The organism is Paracoccus shanxieyensis (assembly GCF_009711265.1).
In the GTDB taxonomy this organism is placed as follows: domain Bacteria; phylum Pseudomonadota; class Alphaproteobacteria; order Rhodobacterales; family Rhodobacteraceae; genus Paracoccus; species Paracoccus shanxieyensis.
In genome coordinates this window covers 38,070-53,678 of the sequence record NZ_WMII01000021.1, presented here as the reverse complement: position 1 = coordinate 53,678, position 15,609 = coordinate 38,070, and the positions used below count along the sequence as shown (strand labels likewise).

Here is a 15,609-nt window from a genome sequence, read left to right as displayed (position 1 = left end):
CCGCCAGACCTGAAAAGAAGCGACATCTCTCTGAAACGATCAAAAAGCCCCGCAATAACCCAAAAGCAGGGCACGGACGCGGGATAGAGCAGCCCGGTAGCTCGTCAGGCTCATAACCTGAAGGTCGCAGGTTCAAATCCTGCTCCCGCAACCAGAATCTTAAAAGATATCAAAGTGTTAGGGCTCGACCTAAACCGTCGGGTTTTTGCTTTTGAAATTCTTGTCAACACCTGGTCAACGTTTACCGAGCCCCCCATCGACGGTGCGGATAATCGTCGCCGGAGGCATCCGTCACTTCGGAAGATCCTCCCGAAACCGGTCCATCTGATGCATCCGCTCATGCAGGATCGTCACGATGCCGACATCCCCGTTCGACAGCCGCCGCCAGTACACGAAATGATGCTCGTGCCGGAAGTAGAAGCCTTCGACCCCGAACTCGGCCGGGATAGGGCGCGACGCGATGCCGTGGCTCTCGATCTGGTCGAACGCCGCGAAGATGTCGGTGATGTATCGATCCGCCTGCTCGGCGCCCCAGCGGTCGCGCGTGTATCGGTAGATCTCGTCAAGCCGCAGCGATGCGGCCTCCTGAACGCGAATGGCCACGTCGTCAGCCCCGGTTCCGGGCGATCACCTCGGTCGCGGTCAACGGGCGATAGCTTTCCTCCGGAGCCGCGAAGGCGCGCGTCAGTTCAGCCTTCAGACGATCAAACGCCTCCCGCTCGGCCCGCTCCTTGTCGCGCCGGATCAGGTCGCGGACGTATTCGCTGATGTTCTCGTACGACCCATTCTCGCCCACGTTCGACGCCACGAACTCGCTCAGCGCGCCGCTGATGCGGACCGTCATCGTTGTGGTCTGGGACATGGTGGCCTCCGACTGCTTGTCTTCACGATAAGCAATAATGAACACTAAGGCAAGGCGCGCCATGTAACCAATCTCCGCAAGTGAGATCGGCTACGCTTTCAAAATCGCCACGCTGCGGCTCTCAACCGATTGAAGCAGCCTGCTCCGGCAGGCCCCAGACGGCGCGAGCAAGCGTAACAAGTGAACGCTGACGCTGATGAACGGCCCCTTCATTCCACGTGGAGTACGGCTCGATCGAGGCGACCGCCCGGTCAATGCGAGTGTTCGTACCGACCTTTGGCCGTTCGCTCAGCGCCCGTGTCAACAGCAGCTTGGACTGCTGATACACCGGCCTCTTTTCGCTGTACGGGCGGTTCCCGAGCGAGGTGTTTATGGATTTTTCGACAAGGACGAGGTTACCCAGCCGTTGCACGACCTCCGGATCGCTGACGGAACCGAACTCCGCGGCGGCCTCTGCGTTCGGCGTTTGCGGGAAGATATGTTCGACCTCGTACCCGCCGCTGACATAGTTCCCAAGCCACCTCGTACCTTCGGTCTCACCATATGCCAGGAGATCCACCTGCTGGGTAAGCTTGGCCAGCACGTACTGGAACCGATACAGCTGCAAGCTGCGCAGAGCGAGACGCCCCATCGAGTCATCGAAACGATTCGCCAGGTCTGCCTTCGCCTTGTCGAAGCGTGCGACGATGAACGCATCAAGCTCCTCGTCCGACTTGATAGACCGCAGCTCCGTTGCCCACTTTGCAAAGTTGCGCTCGAAATCCCGCGTCGGCTCTCGCGTGATGACATAGCAGAAGAACAGGTTCTCCACTTCGGCGGCCAGACGATCGAACAGCGCCGGACCAAGATGGCGCCCCGCAAGAAGCAGTATCAGGTGCTGACGCGCTGCTTGGCCGCCCAGTAGCCGGATGTTGTCGAGATAGCGGTTGCGGTCACCCTTTTCATTCTTGCCCTCGCGAAACCGCTCATAGGCCCGTGCGGCCGACACGAGTTCTTTGGCAAAACCGATTGGATCGCGTCCATACCCGACCAGCGCATCGTTTTTCGTGAACCAGCCATAGATCTCGTCCTCACGCAGGAGATCCACGTCGTACCTGCTGAAGATGAAGTAGCGGAGAAATCGGAGGGGTTTCTCGCCCATGCGAAAGATCGTGTCCTGCAGCTCCTTCCACGTATCCTTCAGGCGGTCGAACTGTCCCTTGGGCGTCTTCATGAAGAGCAGGTTCTTCAGAAGGTCCATCGAGTTCAGTCCAACGCCACGATCGTTGATCGTTTCGAATATCTTCAGGGCTTTCGCGACGTCTTCGGTCTCGATGCGGATCAGCTTCACCTTGTTCGTCAGATACCCGTAGAGTTTGCGGACGGCTGCGGCATCCTGACCGAATTCGGACTCGAGAAACCGGGTGACGACATGATGGGCGTTCTGCATGTTTCGCATCGACTGGGTGGAGGGCGTCTCGATGCGCTTCCCATCAGCGAGGCGCGTCAACGCATCGCCACTGTCTTCATACTGAAGGTCGAGCCGATAGCGTCGACGCTCCTCGCCGGAAACGTCAACCGCAGCATCGGCGATCTGGGAATTCAGCACTGAGGAGGGCTGCGCTCCCAGCTCAGCGAACCGATCCCGGATCGCGCAGAGCGTGATGTAAAGAGTTGTCATCCGCTGTTGGCCGTCGATCAGGTCAAGCACGCCATCGCGGCCAGGGCAGACGACGATGCTGCCTATGAAGTACTCTGGGGCATCTTGCGCGGGGCCGTCCCCCATCTCTTCGCGGACGTCCTTCAGAAGCTGTTCGACTTGGTCGGTATCCCAGACATACTCGCGCTGATAATCGGGGACAGCATAGAAGGACTGGAAGAGGCTGGCGACCGAGCAGTCTTCACTCTGGATCTTCTGAATGGCCATCTGCGCTTTTCCCTCCCGTTGACACAGATAAGTCGTCGCAAAATCTGCGGAATTCTTCCAGACCAGATTTTCAGCGATCGCATGTCACTCCCGAAAAGTGCTCAGCCAGAGGCCAAGGTGGAATAGCCGTCGACAAGCTGTCTGACGACATCGCATTTCATCCAAGTGCACAATTGTGCCCATCGCCATGCAGGACAGGCAGGACGGCACCTGACATCATCAACCCGCAGCGAAACCCTGCCGCTCGTTGACAGCGTGAATCCGTGAACCGGGCCGGGCGATGCGCCTCGGTCGAGGCGTCCGACGCCTCCTATGGAAGCTTCGCCCGGCCCGTGTTTCATCTGCACGCCCGCGCCTGGTCGCGCAGCACGGCGTAGTCGGTCAGCATCCGGACGATGACGGCCCCTTCCGACAACGCCGCGACCTCGTCGGCGGCCCGCGCCTGATCGGCGGCCGTGTAGTCGACGACAGGTGGGCAGGGCGCCCGGGTGTCAGAACCGCCCATCGCGCAGCCGGTCAGACAGAGCATCACGATCAGCAGGGCGGCGGGCGGCGGCGTCGAGCATCTGGCGGTGGATGGCATCGTTTCTCTCTCGGGCATCAAGCCGTTCGGCCGCGCGCCCGGCGCGTTCGCCGGTGCGGCGCAAGTTCAGCAGGAACAGCAGGATCGCTGCGGCGGTGAGGATCAGGCCCAGCGCCTTGCGCGCCGGGCCATGGGTCAGGAGCCAGGGGGTCACCGCTGTCCCCGCTTCCAGTCATCGAGCCGCGCGTGAATGGTCACGGCGATCCCGATCAGCGCGATGGCGATCAGCACCCAGCGCAGGGTATCGAGGTAGGGCACCAGCGGCTGGATCGTGGTCTGCGTTTCGGCAAGAACGTCCTGCAGCACTTCGACCCCAGCCGCACCGACAGTTGCGGCGCCCGCCGCGCCGCCACCGCGCAGCGTGCGGCTTTCCGACAGGACTTCGCGTGCAGGCGGCAGTTCCAGGGCGAAGGGAACGGGCCGCGCCGGGAAGGGATCGCCCCAGGAGCGGGCCGGGCCAAGGTCGATGTGCATGAAGCCGGAGCGGGGGTAATAGCCGAAGCCGAGGAACCCGACCGCCCGCGCCGCCGCCTCGAAGGCCGCGGGATCATGGTTCGACATGGCGATGTCGAAGGCCGTGCCCTGCATGTGCTTGGACGCCGGGGCGCCACCGACAGCGCGGTTGTGTTCGGGGCTGCGATAGGCAGAGCGGATGATCAGCGGCTTGCCCAGCCGGTCGCGCAGGGCCTGCAGCTTGTCCAAGGCTTCCGTGTTGATCTTGATCGCGCCGGTGCCGCGACAGGCGATTTCGGCCGCCGAAAAGTTCGGCCAGCGCCAGGTATTGGCAGGAACGTCGCGCCAGTGGGGATAGGTGAGGGTGGGCATGGTGGATCCTCCAAATGAAATACCTGCCTCTGGGGCGGGTCGGGGGCGGTTGGGATGGGGAGTGGCGTTAGGTCAGTCGGATCGGCCGCGCTGGAACGCGTCGAAGAGCATGTCGCGCATCGAGCGGATGTCGGTTTCGATCCGGTCGAGGCGGTCGCCGTCGGCCTTGCGGTCCTCGCTGCGCTGGCGGTCGATCCGGTCCCGGTCGGCGATCAGTTCGCGGTCGAGGCGATCCAGCAGGGCCTCGTTCGTGAAGGCCTTCCTCGTGATCGCCGCAATCAGGGCCATGGTGCCCCCGATCAGAGCGGTCAGCGCGGCGGTGATCCCGTGGTCCCGAAAGGCCCGCGCGACCTCCCCGGCGAGAGTGGTCTGGTTATCCATCATGGTCCTTTCCGGCCACGGGGCGTGGCGCTTCAGTAATCGGTCTCGACGTAGACGCCCGAGCAGTCATAGGCGACGGCCGCAGCGGCGGTGCCGTTGTTGAGGTAGTTGCGCGGGCTCAGAAGCTGGGTCGCCGCGGGCATGTCGGTGGTGATCGTGGCCTCCGCGACTGCGCCCGAGACTTCCTCGACCACGCGGATCCCCACCGCGCTGTCGTTGGGGGCCGCCGCGATGTAGAGGGTCAGGACGTTCGTCGTGCTGGCCACCGGGAAGCCTGCGCCGAGGTCGATCAGGGTTGGCGCGCCCGCACCGTCGTTGTGGACGATCTGCCAGTTGGCATGTGTGCCGCGCTCGAACCCGATGCCCAGCGCGTTGACGACGGCCGAAAGAGTCAGCGTGGTCGAGAGCGCCGCGACCGATCCGATCAGGCCGAAGAACCCCATGCCGGTCGCCTGCAGCGTGACCAGCGACAGCCGGTTCAAATAGGTGAAGCCGCCCAGACCCTCGGCATTGCCGCGCCAGCAGACCCAGCCTGCCGAGCGTTCCTCGGCCGCCGCCCCGGCCGTGGCCGCCGACGTCATCCGCCAGCGGCGCATGGAGGTGGAGAGGTTGGTGGTGGCGAGCGTCGGCGTCGCCGCGGTGCCGACGGCCGTGCGCGGCATGCCGTTGGTGTTGATCGTGGTGCTGGTCGAGGGCGCCCATGTCGCGATCCGATTGACCCCGAAATGTGGCTGGAGCGGGAAATGGCGGCCGGAGGGGCGTTCGACGTCGAGCCAGCCCATTCCCGCCCGGTCGCGGGCATAGAGTGCGAGCTTACCCGCGGGCGGCGGCGAGGGGACGGCGTCATGGGCGGGCAGGATCACCGGTCCGGCCAGCTCGACGCGGCCGCTGGTCCGGTCGATGCGGATCGCATCGTAGAAGGCCGACCCGTCTGGGCTGACCTTGAAGCTGAAGTCATCATTGCCGAGAAGGCCGATCAGCGCCCGCGCCGCAAACCCGGTCTTGAAGGCAAAGGCCGCATCGTTCCCCGCGGCCGCCTTGTTGACGGTGGCTTCGATCCCGGCGCCCGCGTTGTTCAGCAGCACCGCCGGGGTGTTCACCGAGAGCCGGTTGTAGCTGTCCGCCGTCGCCCCGCCGAGACCGAGCAATTGCGCGGTCAGGTTCGCTTGGGGCATGCCGACCTGCGTCACCGCATTGGCGAAGGTGACCGTGGGCGTGTTGATGACGGTCGTGCCGCCCGCGCCAGCAGTGGCCGAGCCGATGTTGACGACCGTCGTTGATCCGGACGCGCCGCCGGTGCCCATGTTCACGGTCTTGGTGACGCCGTTCGTCGTGGCCCCGGTGCCCATGCCGTAGGTGGCGGTCGTCGTTGCGGTGCCAATGGTGGCGCTGGCAGCCGAGACCGTAATCGTTCCGGAAGCCGTCAGGGTGCCCGAGAAGGTCTTGTTGCCAGAGAAGGTCTGCGTGCCCGCGAGGATCGCCAGTTCGGATGAGGTGTTCGGCAGGGTGTAGCTGCGCGTGGTGCCCGCGCTGATCCCCGCCAGCGAGAACGTCGCCTTCTTCGTCGGATCGCTGTCGTTCACCAGGCTAAAAACCGCGTCCGAGACGTCACGGGGTTCACCCACAACCTCCCAAGCGCTGCCGGTCCAGACCAGAAACAGCCCCTCGGCCGCGACCCACACGAGCCAGCCGGTGCGTGGCACCAACCGGATCCACGCGCCGTCAACCCAGAAGGCGATGTTCAGATCCCATCCTGCCCAGAGGCCGGTCGCACCCGAGGCCACCAGATGCCGGTTGCCATCCGCGGGGCTGGGCGGTGGCGCGGTGCGCGTCCGGTCGAGGACGGAGAGTTGCACCATGGCATCTAGCAGGCGCAGCGCCTCGTTGTGCGTAACATGCTTCTGCGCCTGTGCCGCCAGAAGGTAGGGCAGGCCCAGATGGGTCGTGGTGTCGGACATGAGGGTTCCCGTCAGAACTGGAGGGTGACGGTCGCAGGCGTGCCGCGGCCGAGGCGGTTCGAAAGCTGGTAAATGCGGAGCGAGAGCGTCTGGCCGGGGCCGAGCGACGCACCCCAATCGGCAGTCTGCTGGGCGGCGGTATAGAGGACGGAGGTCGTGGTGCTGGTCAGCGTGCGCTTGACGGCGACCCCGTCGAGGATCTGGACATCGTAGGATTCCAGGTCCTCGCCCAGCGGCACCTCGACCTGTTCCCAAGCATCGGCCACCAGCGCGCGGGATCGGCGCGTCCAGCGGATGGTCAGATCGCCCGGGCTGCGGGCCGTCCGCCACGGCTGTTCGACATGGGCTGGCGCGAACGGGACAAGGCCCCGCCCGGTCGGCGTGAAGCCCAGCGCGGCATAACTTGCATCACTGACCGCGCGGGCGGCAGGGCCGATCCGCCAGTTCCACGGCAACCCAAGGTCCGCCTCCGCGATGGGCAGTGAGGCCAGCGCCGTGTCCAGCACCACCACACGCGCCCCTGCGGGAGCCGGGTTGCCCATCGCATGTTCCGTCCCGCGCTGGCCGCGCAGGAGGCGGGTCAGTCGGTAGCGGCCGGGGGCGATCAGCTCGGCCACACCAGCCTGGACGATTTCCCACGACCCGGCCGCCGTCTCGACCGCCAGTGCATTTGCCCCGCCGAACAGCGCGATGTCAGTTACGCTCTCGAGCGTCCCCGACAGCAGATCGACGACCAGCGCGTTGCCCAGATCAAACCGCGAGGTTGGACCCGGAAAGAAATCGAAGGCCAGGGTCCCGACCCGAGCACGACTGCCGAATGTGGTCAGCAGGTTGAACCCGTCGGTGGACGCGCTGCGGAAGACGGCGATCTGGCCCGGCCAGGGGCTGGCATGGGCAGCGATCAGGGGGCGATGGGCAAGCTGCTCCTCGCTGATCTGCGGCAGGTCCAGCATCACCACCTCGGGCGTGCCGAAGACGACGGGACTGGCAAGCGAAGCGGGCCGCGGATCGCCCGGCGGCAGATCGTAGGCGGCGCGGTCCTGACGCACCGCCTCGATGCCCCGCGCCTCGGCATCGGCGACAGAAACAAGGCGGAACTCCAACTCGCGGCCGTCATGTGCCAGCCGGATCACGTCGGCCGGATCCAGCGCCAGTCGAGACGGTGGCAGGCGGAAGGTGGCACTTTCCCGGCCGATCCAGGCCTCCATCAGCGCGCGGCGGCAACGGCGTTCGGCCTCCTCTGGCGGGATCGCCATCGGGAAGCTCTCGGAGGCGATGCGCGTGGTGTCGACAGTGATGCGCCGCGCTTCAACCAGCGCCGCATCATAGTCCTCATCCGCCCGCGCGACCTGCCACTTCAGCGCCTGCGGCAGTTCGGTCTCCTGGCCGCGCGTCAGCTCGAAAGCCTCGCTCTCGCGGGTGGCAACCAGATCGTCGATGGCCAGCGTAGCGACCGAAGCGCGACCGCGCATGACGAAGCGGATCACGCCTTCGGTCTCGATGGCGTCAAACCCGAAATGCCGGGCCAAGGTGGAAATCGACGCGCGAGGGCTTTCCAACGCGCCGATCACATAGCCTTCGACTGCGCCCCAGAGGCCGGAGACATCAATGAGGCTTTCGGCCAAACCAGCGCGCAGGCAGAGATGGCGCACCAGCGCAGCCAAAGACACCGCACCCAGCCGCCCCGTCAGCCAGTGGCCAAGCCGCCAGTTCGGCCCGTCCGTCCAGATGCCGGTCAGCCCGGGGAAAAACGGATAGGGCCGCGCGTCCCAGGTCCATGCGGCGCATTCCGGAAGATGGACCATCCGGCCGCCGTAGACGGACGACGTCGGGTTGTTCGTGCCCTGACCCCACCAGAGGTAGCTCGCCTCGAGATAGGCGCGCTGGATGGCATCGTCGCGCCAGCCGCGCGAGAAATACGGGGTGAAGCTCTCCGACGACTTCGGATCGAAGAAGACGTTCGGCTGGTTGGTGCCCCGGTCGATGGCGGGACAGCCCAGTTCCGTGAACCACACGGGCTTGGACTGCGGCACCCATGATGTCGGCGTGCCGCTTTCCACGCCACCCGGCCGGTTGTAATGCGGGTTCGACCACCAGGCGCGAAGATCCTTGTAACGGAAGACCCACGGCTTGCCCGCGGCGCCGTCGGTGATCGGGGTGCGGATCTGTGCCGAGCGGTCGGCCGGGCTGGCGTAGAACCAGTCGAAACCTTCGCCGCCCGCGATGTTCGCCTGCAGATAGCCGCGCTCATGGATGGCGGGCCAGCCCTCGAGGGCATCGGCATGGTCGAAGCCGCCGCGCCAGTCGGAGAGCGGCATATAGTTGTCGATGCCGATGAAATCGATGTTCCCGTCCGACCAGAGCGGGTCGAGGTGGAAATACACATCGCCACTGCCGTCCCCCGGCTGGTGGCCAAAGTATTCTGACCAGTCCGAGGCGTAACCCACCTTGGTGCCCGGCCCGAGGACCGACTTCACGTCCGCCGCCAGCGCCTTGAACGCAGTGACGGCGGGATAGGCGCTGGTGCTGGACCGGATCGTCGTCAGGCCCCGCATCTCGGTGCCGATCAGGAAGGCATCGACGCCGCCCGCGACCGCGCAGAGATTGGCGTAGTGCAGGATCATGCGGCGCAGGCCCCAGTCGCCCGAGGGACCGGTCCAGCTGACATTGTCGCCCGACACCGAGAACTGTGCCGGGGCAGCCGCGCCGAAGAAGGCCGAGACCTGCGTCGTGGCAGCGGCGGTCTTGTCGGCCGTCCCGGCATAGCCTGCTGCCGGGGAACACGTGATCCGACCGCGCCAGGGGAAGGAAGGCTGGCCCGGCGTGGCGGCGTTGTTCGAATAGGGGTTGGGCAGCGTGTTGCCGGGCGGGATGTCCATCAGCAGGAACGGATAGAAGGTGACGCGCAGGCCGCGCGTCTTCATCTCGCGGATCGCCTGCACCACTGCGAAGTCGGCAGGGGTGCCGCCGTAGACGGGCCGGTCCTCGACGTCGCGACTGACGAGATGGGCGGCGGCCCGTGCCACCCCGTTGACTGTCCAGACCTTGGGACTGGTGACCTTGGCCGCCACTTCGACGCCCGGCTTGATCGCACAGTTGCCTGCCCGCAGATCATTGCCGAACCAGGCGACAACGAGGCTGACGCTCTCGACGGCCGGGGCCATGGCCTGCAGCCGATCGAGAGCAACGACGATATCGGCCTCATCGGGCAGCGCGTTCAGGTTCTCGGCCGAGGTCGTGCCGCCCGTGGTCTGGCCGAAGGTGGTGGTCGTTGCCCCGACCGTCTTGCGGACAGCCTCGGTCGCATAGGCGAACTCGCCCGATGCGGGGATCATGGTGACGGCCTTAACCAGCCCCTCGGCGGCGTCGGGATCCGCGAGCGGCCGAAACACTTCGAATGACAGCTGCGGCAGACGGTTGCCGTAGGTGGAAAGCGGCAGTTCCTCGAAGATGACATAGGCTGTGCCGCGATAGGCGGGGGTGTTGGCCGCCCCCATCTTGGCCGCGATGAAGGGATCGGCTGCTTGCGCCTCGCCGCCGGGATACCAGCGCCAGGTGATACCGGTCATGTCGAGCGGCTTGCCGTCTGCCCAGATGCGGCCGATGCCGGTGATCGGGCCTTCGCACAAGCCGACCGCGAAGCTGGCATAGTATAGATACTCGGTCGTCTGGACCCGGCCACCGCCACCACCCTTGCCGCCACCCTGCGTCGTGGTCTTCGTCTCCTCGCGGAAATCCGTGGCCCAGATGATGTTGCCGCCGATGCGCATGCGGCCATAGAGGCGCGGAATGATCGCTCCCTCCGTCGCTGACGTGATCCGAAGACTGTCGAGGCGCTGGCCCTCGATCTTCTGCGCGGGGGCCAGTGAGGACACGATCCAGCTGTCGACCACCGACCCGATGGTGGAGCCGATGAAGCCACCGATTGCGGCGCCAGAAAAGCCGAGGATCGCGCCGCCAAAGGCTCCGCCAATGGCAGAACCGACAGCGCCGAGGACGAGCGTGGCCATGAGAGGGTCTCAGCGTGCAGGGAAGAGGAAAGCGAAGGCGATGCGCCGTCGCCAGGTGAGGGTCAGCGGTTCCTCGATCACGCCGAGGCGTTCATAGGCGTGAAAGAAGGTGTCGGGGCCGGTGAGGATCCCGACATGCTTGGCGATGGCGCGCGGCATCATCCGAAACAGGATCAACGCACCGGGTGTGGCATTGGCGGGTGCGATCTCCGGCATCATCGACCGCGCCCCGTCCGCCAGCACCTCGCGCGGACCGGTCTCGCCCCAGTCCCGGCTGTAGGGCGGGATCGGGAATGGTTCCGGGCCGACGACTTCTCGCCAGACGCCCCGCGCGAGGCCGAGGCAGTCGCAGCCAACGCCGCGCAGGCTGGCTTGGTCGTGGTACGGCGTGCCGAGCCATGACCGCGCAACAGCGATGACAAGAGCGGGATCGGCGGTTCGATGGGATAGGGTCAAAGCACCGCCCCCTCGTGACCGCCATCCTTGGTGGCGTATCGCAGCACGGCGTCTTGGCCCGGGATGTGGGGAAACCCTCGGAAGTTCGCGACATTGGCGAACTTCGCGTCGCAGGTCGCAAGGCGCTTGTCGCAACCGGCGCGGACCACGAACGCATCCGTCGCCGTGATCGGGCGCACTGGGGCTTCCAGCAGGGTCAGGATTGCAATTCCGTCAACGAGATCATGCGACAGCACCTCGACCCGCCGCCCGGCATTCGCACCGCTGGTCCATTCGGCAAGTCCAAACGCAAACCAGCCCGCCGCGAAGGTGCCGAGGCCGGAGGCCGTGAATGCCCTGTCGCGCAGCACATCGATGACCGCGCTGGTCCCCTTGAAGGCTGGGGCCTCGAGATTCACGCCGCAGCGCGCGTCGCCCAGCGCGGCATCGCAGCTGGCCTGGAACGTCCTCCCGACCGTCTGGCCGAGGACATGGGCGAGGCTGCGCACCTCGGCCACGAAGGCCAGCCGCCCGCGCCGGATCTGGCCGATGGCCCCACGCCGGAGGAGAACGCGCTGTGCCGGAGCCGACCAGTTCACGCGCCAGACCTCGACCGCTGCATTGTCCCATCGGCCATCAAGGATGTCCGTTTCGGTGATGCGGTCCGACGACAACACACCTTGGGCATCCTGCGCATCGACCGAGAGGTCAGACCCCGACCGCACCTCGGAGGCCGTCAGCCCGCTTTCCGGTTCGAACTCGGTTCCGTCGAACGAAAGGGTCCGGTCGTGGTCGGTGAAACCGAAGGTCACGCCATCGGCGCGGGTGATACGCCAGCACCATGCGAGCGTGGTCGTGCCTTCTTCGAGATGGGCCTGCAGCGCCGGATTCAGGGACTTCATGTTCGGATTTCCACGAGGGGGATCGAGGTGATCGACCCGAGGCGCTCGAGGTCGAGGGTGACGTCGAGGACATCGGTGTCGAAGCGGACCGGGACGTCGAATTCGAAGCCCGCGGTGATGGCGATGCCAGCGGCGGGGGCGGTGGTGAAGGTCACCAAGCCTGTCGCGGTCGAGACCGACCAGCCGGAGGCTTGCGGCGTGCCGTTCAGGGCGATGGTCACGGTTCCGGCGACGGGCTTGGTGATGGCCCGCGACCAGGACTGCGCGCCGGAGGTGTAGCGTTTGGTCAGCTGAAACAGGGTGGCCGCCCCGTTGCCGGTGCCGATGGGCTGGTTGGTTGGGCCAGGCGTCTGCGACGGAAGGCAGGATTTGAAGTCGGCCCAGTCCCTGAAGCGGAAACCGTGGAGGCGGCCATTCCGAGCCTCGAAGAAGGCGACGACTGCTGCCAGATCATCGGCGCGGCGAATGCCATAGGCCACGTCGTAGCGGCGGCGGCTGTTGGCCCAGCTGGCATTGCGCTCTTCGGCCCCGCTTGCCAGCTCGACGATCTGGGTGCGGCGTTCCGGGCCACCGCGTGCTCCGCGGCTGATGTTGTCCGGAAACCGGACCTCGTGAAATGCCATCACATCCCTCTCCGGCCCAACGACACGGCGCGGGCAATGTCGCTCGCGACCTGCGTGCGCGACTGGCGGAAGCTCTCGGCGTCGCGGGCGTTGATTGTGACATTAACGGTCGAGGCGCCCGCCTGGCCGTAACCTGCGGCTTCGCGCCGCGACAGAACCCGTTCCCCGCGCTGCAGGATCGCGGGCACCTCATCCGGCCGCAGACCGGCCCAGCCGCCGTTGTGCATGCGCGGGGCTCCCGCGAAGGCCAAGGCCGGGACCATCCGTCCGGGGCCAGGGGCGCCGACCATTCCGCCCGCATGCAGGATGTTGGCGAAGATCCCACCCGCCCCGCCCAGCGCGCCGGAAAGGGCATTGGCGATGGGGCCGAGGATGAAACGCCGGGCAGCGAGCTTGGCGAGGTCGGCAATCATCGACGTCACTAGATCGCGGAAGTCGAGCTTGCCGGTCTTCACGAAGTCGCCGATGGCGTTGTCGGCCGAGGAGAAGGCCCCCACCAGTGCGCTGCCAATATCCCCGCCAATGTCGCGCGCCTTGGCGGCATAATCGGCCAGCGCGGCCGTGACGGCCTGCCAGCCGGTAAGGGCCGTGTCCGCGCCTTCAGCTGCAGCCGCACCGGCATCGCGAGCAGCCCCGCCCGCGCCATCGGCGGCGGTGGTGGTGTCGTTCAGCCCGGCTGTCAGGGCATCGGCCGCGCCAGCCGCATCCGCCAGCGCGGTCTCTGCTTCGGTCCCCGTGCTGGTCACCGCATCCTTCAGCGCCTGCCAGCTGGCCAAGGGCCGACCGGCGGCATCGGCGAGCATCCCGGCCGCTTCGCGATAACCATCGGCCCGAGCACGGGCATCGTCGGCCATGTCGCCGAGGCCAAGGTCGGGCGGCTCGAGGTAGGTGCGTGCGAGGGCCGCCGAAAAGGCATCCGCAGCGGCAGCGCCTGCGGCGGTCGCGGCTCCCTCGAACGGATTGCCGATACGCCCAAGTTCCACCGGGTCGAGGATGCCGATCCGCACCCCGCCCTCGCCGGTGGCCCATTCGGGCAGCAGCGCGAGGGCAGCATTAAGCGTCTCGATGAAGCTGTTAATGCGGGTGACGACGCCGTTCAGCATCGCCTCGACGCCCGAGATCAGGCCATTGGCGGCCTGGAAGGCGAAGTCACCAATGGCTCCCGGCAGGCTGCCCCAGATCGTGACAGCGGCATCGTAGGCCCCCTGGAAGATCGCCGCCGTCCGGTCGCCGAAGCTGACGACGCCCGCGATGGTGCCTTCCAGCGCCGAGAGGCCCGCCGCCTTCAGGCCCTCCCATCCGGCCGCCATTCGCGCAAGGGCCGCGTCGAGCGACAGACCGATACGCGACCAAACCTCGCGGGCCAGGTCACCGAGCAGGCGAAACGCCTCGCCCACGCCGCCGACCCGGGCCACCAGCTGCGAGAACTGGTAGACCAGTTCGCCCGCGCCGACGATCAGTGCGCCGATACCGGTGCGGATCAGGGCACCGCGCAGGAACGCGAGTGCGGTGGCGAGGCCGCGCACGGACAGGGCTGCGGCCGCCATTCCCGCCACCCAGCGCCCGGCCATGACGGCAGCGAAGGTCGCGGCATAGGAGGCAAGTCGCCCGAGGTTGCCGATCAGCGTGTCGATGGCCGACCGCAGGATGCCGCCGTCCGAGGCCAGCGCCACAAAGGCATTGGCCAGCGCCTCGATGGTCGGGGCGACGGCCACGGCAATCCGATTGCGCAGTCCGTCGAACACCAGCGAGACTGTGCCCAGAGCCAGTTGCGTGCGGCGCAGGGCTTCGAGGGCATCACTGTCCAGAACCGCGCCAAGATCGGAGGCCTGATCCCCAAGCCGGGCCATCTCCGCCCCGCCATTGCGCAGGAGGGGGAGCAGCCGTGTCGCGTCTGAGGCCATGGCCTCGAGATAGAAGGTCATCTCCTGCTGGCTGAGACCGGCGCGTTCCAACGTGTCGACGTAGAGCTGGAGGGCTTCGGGGCCGGAGAGGCGGGCGAATTGGTCAGCGGTGACGCCTACCCTAGGGGCGACACTCTCGAAGAAATCCGCCATCGGCCCGCCGCCGGTCTGCAGGAAATCCCCGACCCGGTCGTTCACGTCCTTCAGGATATCGGCCAGCTTCTCCTGCTCGATGCCAACCGTGCGCGCCCCGGCCGACCAGCGTTGCAGCGCCTCGGGCGTCGCATTGGCGACCTGCGCGAACTGCCGGATTTGCGCCGCGCTCTCGGCTGTAGAGCGGACGATCAGCCCAAGCGAAGCCGTGGCAGCTGCTGCGGCGGCCCCGAGCGCCAAGCCCGCCCGGCGCGCAAAGGCGGCCAGCCGGGTGTTGGCCAGTTCCATCTCGCGCGAAAGGCGGCCAAAGCCGCGGGCCCCGGCTTCGCCGACGCCTTCCAGCTCGGCGCGCACGCGCCGTCCGCCCTCCGCCACGAGGCGGACGGAGACCTTCTTCTCAGCCATTCCGGCGTCCTTCCATCTGCTCGTTGAGCTTGCGCACCATCACCGCCTCGATCTCGGGCAGCAGTTCGGCGGCGATCAGGGCGTTGACGCCCAAGCCGCCTGCCAGTGAAAGCGCGGCGCCCATGTCCCATCCGATGACGGCCCCCGGTGCGATGCGCAGCTGGCCGCCAAGGCGCTGGGTCAGGTCCCAGACCTGCCAGCCCTCGACCGTCTGCGGCCGATTCAGTCTTGCGGGGCAGTCGGGGCAGGGGCCCGAGCAGGCCGCGCAGTAGCCGTCGCCCCCGCCGAAGGACCAGTTGGCGAGGGCGCGGAGGCGTTTTTTTCCTGATCCAGCATCAGGCCCCGGGCGACGTATTGCGCCTGGAAGGCTTCGAACACGGGCCAGATTTCGAGAAGGGCGTCGATCCCGGCCAGGCTGACTGGGACGAGGTTGCCCGCATCGTCGCCGACCCCTTCCCATTCCAGCACAGCGCGGCGGGCGACGGCCTTGGCCATGGCCAGCGCCATGTGCTCTTGGCTTGATGCCTCCGACAAATTGTCGATCAAGGGATCGGCGCGGGCGGAGACCATCAGCGCGGTGGTGAGAGGGGCCACCAGCACGCGAAGGCCGGGCAGCAGGTCCAGCCATTCGGGCCGGTTCGACAGGTTCAGGCGGATCATGG

15 protein-coding genes and 1 tRNA gene are annotated in these 15,609 nt (G+C 66.6%); 1 reads left to right on the top strand and 15 read right to left on the bottom strand.

Features of this window, described 5'->3' with window-relative positions; translation table 11 throughout:
• Positions 1-77 precede the first annotated feature (77 nt).
• A tRNA-Met gene (locus tag GL284_RS17640) sits at positions 78-154 on the top strand.
• 137 nt (positions 155-291) lie between these two features.
• On the opposite strand, the gene GL284_RS17635 is transcribed toward GL284_RS17640, so the two are convergent.
• From GL284_RS17635 to GL284_RS17570, 15 genes are all read right to left on the bottom strand, one after another.
• A complete protein-coding gene (locus tag GL284_RS17635) occupies positions 292-603 on the bottom strand; it encodes a type II toxin-antitoxin system RelE/ParE family toxin (RefSeq protein WP_341870499.1) in 312 nt (103 codons plus the stop codon).
• Positions 604-607: 4 nt separating this feature from the next.
• Entirely contained in the window at positions 608-862 is a 255-nt protein-coding gene (locus GL284_RS17630; protein WP_155045911.1) for a ribbon-helix-helix domain-containing protein, read from the bottom strand.
• 121 nt (positions 863-983) lie between these two features.
• Entirely contained in the window at positions 984-2,768 is a 1,785-nt protein-coding gene (locus tag GL284_RS17625) for a DUF262 domain-containing protein (protein ID WP_155045904.1), read from the bottom strand.
• 337 nt (positions 2,769-3,105) lie between these two features.
• On the bottom strand, positions 3,106-3,273 hold the full coding sequence (locus tag GL284_RS17620; RefSeq protein ID WP_341870498.1) for a hypothetical protein: 168 nt from the start codon (positions 3,271-3,273) through the stop codon (positions 3,106-3,108).
• Positions 3,260-3,505, bottom strand: a complete 246-nt coding sequence (locus GL284_RS17615) for a hypothetical protein (RefSeq protein ID WP_341870497.1) — start codon at positions 3,503-3,505, stop codon at positions 3,260-3,262. The genes GL284_RS17620 and GL284_RS17615 overlap by 14 nt, the downstream gene beginning before the upstream one ends.
• Positions 3,502-4,176: a YcbK family protein gene (locus GL284_RS17610; RefSeq protein WP_155045902.1), complete on the bottom strand. Its 675-nt coding sequence runs from the start codon at positions 4,174-4,176 to the stop codon at positions 3,502-3,504. Before GL284_RS17610 ends, GL284_RS17615 begins: the two co-directional genes overlap by 4 nt.
• A gap of 72 nt (positions 4,177-4,248) precedes the next feature.
• Positions 4,249-4,557: a hypothetical protein gene (locus GL284_RS17605; protein ID WP_143794867.1), complete on the bottom strand. Its 309-nt coding sequence runs from the start codon at positions 4,555-4,557 to the stop codon at positions 4,249-4,251.
• A 32-nt stretch (positions 4,558-4,589) separates the two neighbouring features.
• The gene (locus tag GL284_RS17600) at positions 4,590-6,515 is read right to left on the bottom strand and encodes a DUF2793 domain-containing protein (protein ID WP_155045901.1); all 1,926 of its coding nucleotides are present in this window, start codon (positions 6,513-6,515) and stop codon (positions 4,590-4,592) included.
• Positions 6,516-6,526: 11 nt separating this feature from the next.
• Positions 6,527-10,525: a baseplate multidomain protein megatron gene (locus tag GL284_RS17595; protein WP_155045900.1), complete on the bottom strand. Its 3,999-nt coding sequence runs from the start codon at positions 10,523-10,525 to the stop codon at positions 6,527-6,529.
• A 9-nt stretch (positions 10,526-10,534) separates the two neighbouring features.
• Positions 10,535-10,981, bottom strand: coding sequence for an NlpC/P60 family protein (locus tag GL284_RS17590; protein ID WP_155045899.1), 447 nt, complete (start codon positions 10,979-10,981; stop codon positions 10,535-10,537).
• Positions 10,978-11,862, bottom strand: coding sequence for a DUF2163 domain-containing protein (locus GL284_RS17585; protein ID WP_155045898.1), 885 nt, complete (start codon positions 11,860-11,862; stop codon positions 10,978-10,980). The genes GL284_RS17590 and GL284_RS17585 overlap by 4 nt, the downstream gene beginning before the upstream one ends.
• Positions 11,859-12,485 carry a DUF2460 domain-containing protein gene (locus GL284_RS17580; RefSeq protein WP_155045897.1) on the bottom strand — a complete coding sequence of 209 codons (627 nt, stop codon included), beginning with the start codon at positions 12,483-12,485 and terminating at the stop codon, positions 11,859-11,861. The genes GL284_RS17585 and GL284_RS17580 overlap by 4 nt, the downstream gene beginning before the upstream one ends.
• Positions 12,485-14,947 (bottom strand): phage tail tape measure C-terminal domain-containing protein, encoded by a 2,463-nt coding sequence (locus tag GL284_RS17575; RefSeq protein WP_155045896.1) that lies wholly within the window; start codon positions 14,945-14,947, stop codon positions 12,485-12,487. Before GL284_RS17575 ends, GL284_RS17580 begins: the two co-directional genes overlap by 1 nt.
• Positions 14,940-15,101, bottom strand: a complete 162-nt coding sequence (locus GL284_RS21800; protein WP_425274247.1) for a DUF7697 family protein — start codon at positions 15,099-15,101, stop codon at positions 14,940-14,942. Before GL284_RS21800 ends, GL284_RS17575 begins: the two co-directional genes overlap by 8 nt.
• A gap of 68 nt (positions 15,102-15,169) precedes the next feature.
• On the bottom strand, positions 15,170-15,607 hold the full coding sequence (locus GL284_RS17570; RefSeq protein WP_155045895.1) for a hypothetical protein: 438 nt from the start codon (positions 15,605-15,607) through the stop codon (positions 15,170-15,172).
• Between the last annotated feature and the right edge of the window lie 2 nt (positions 15,608-15,609).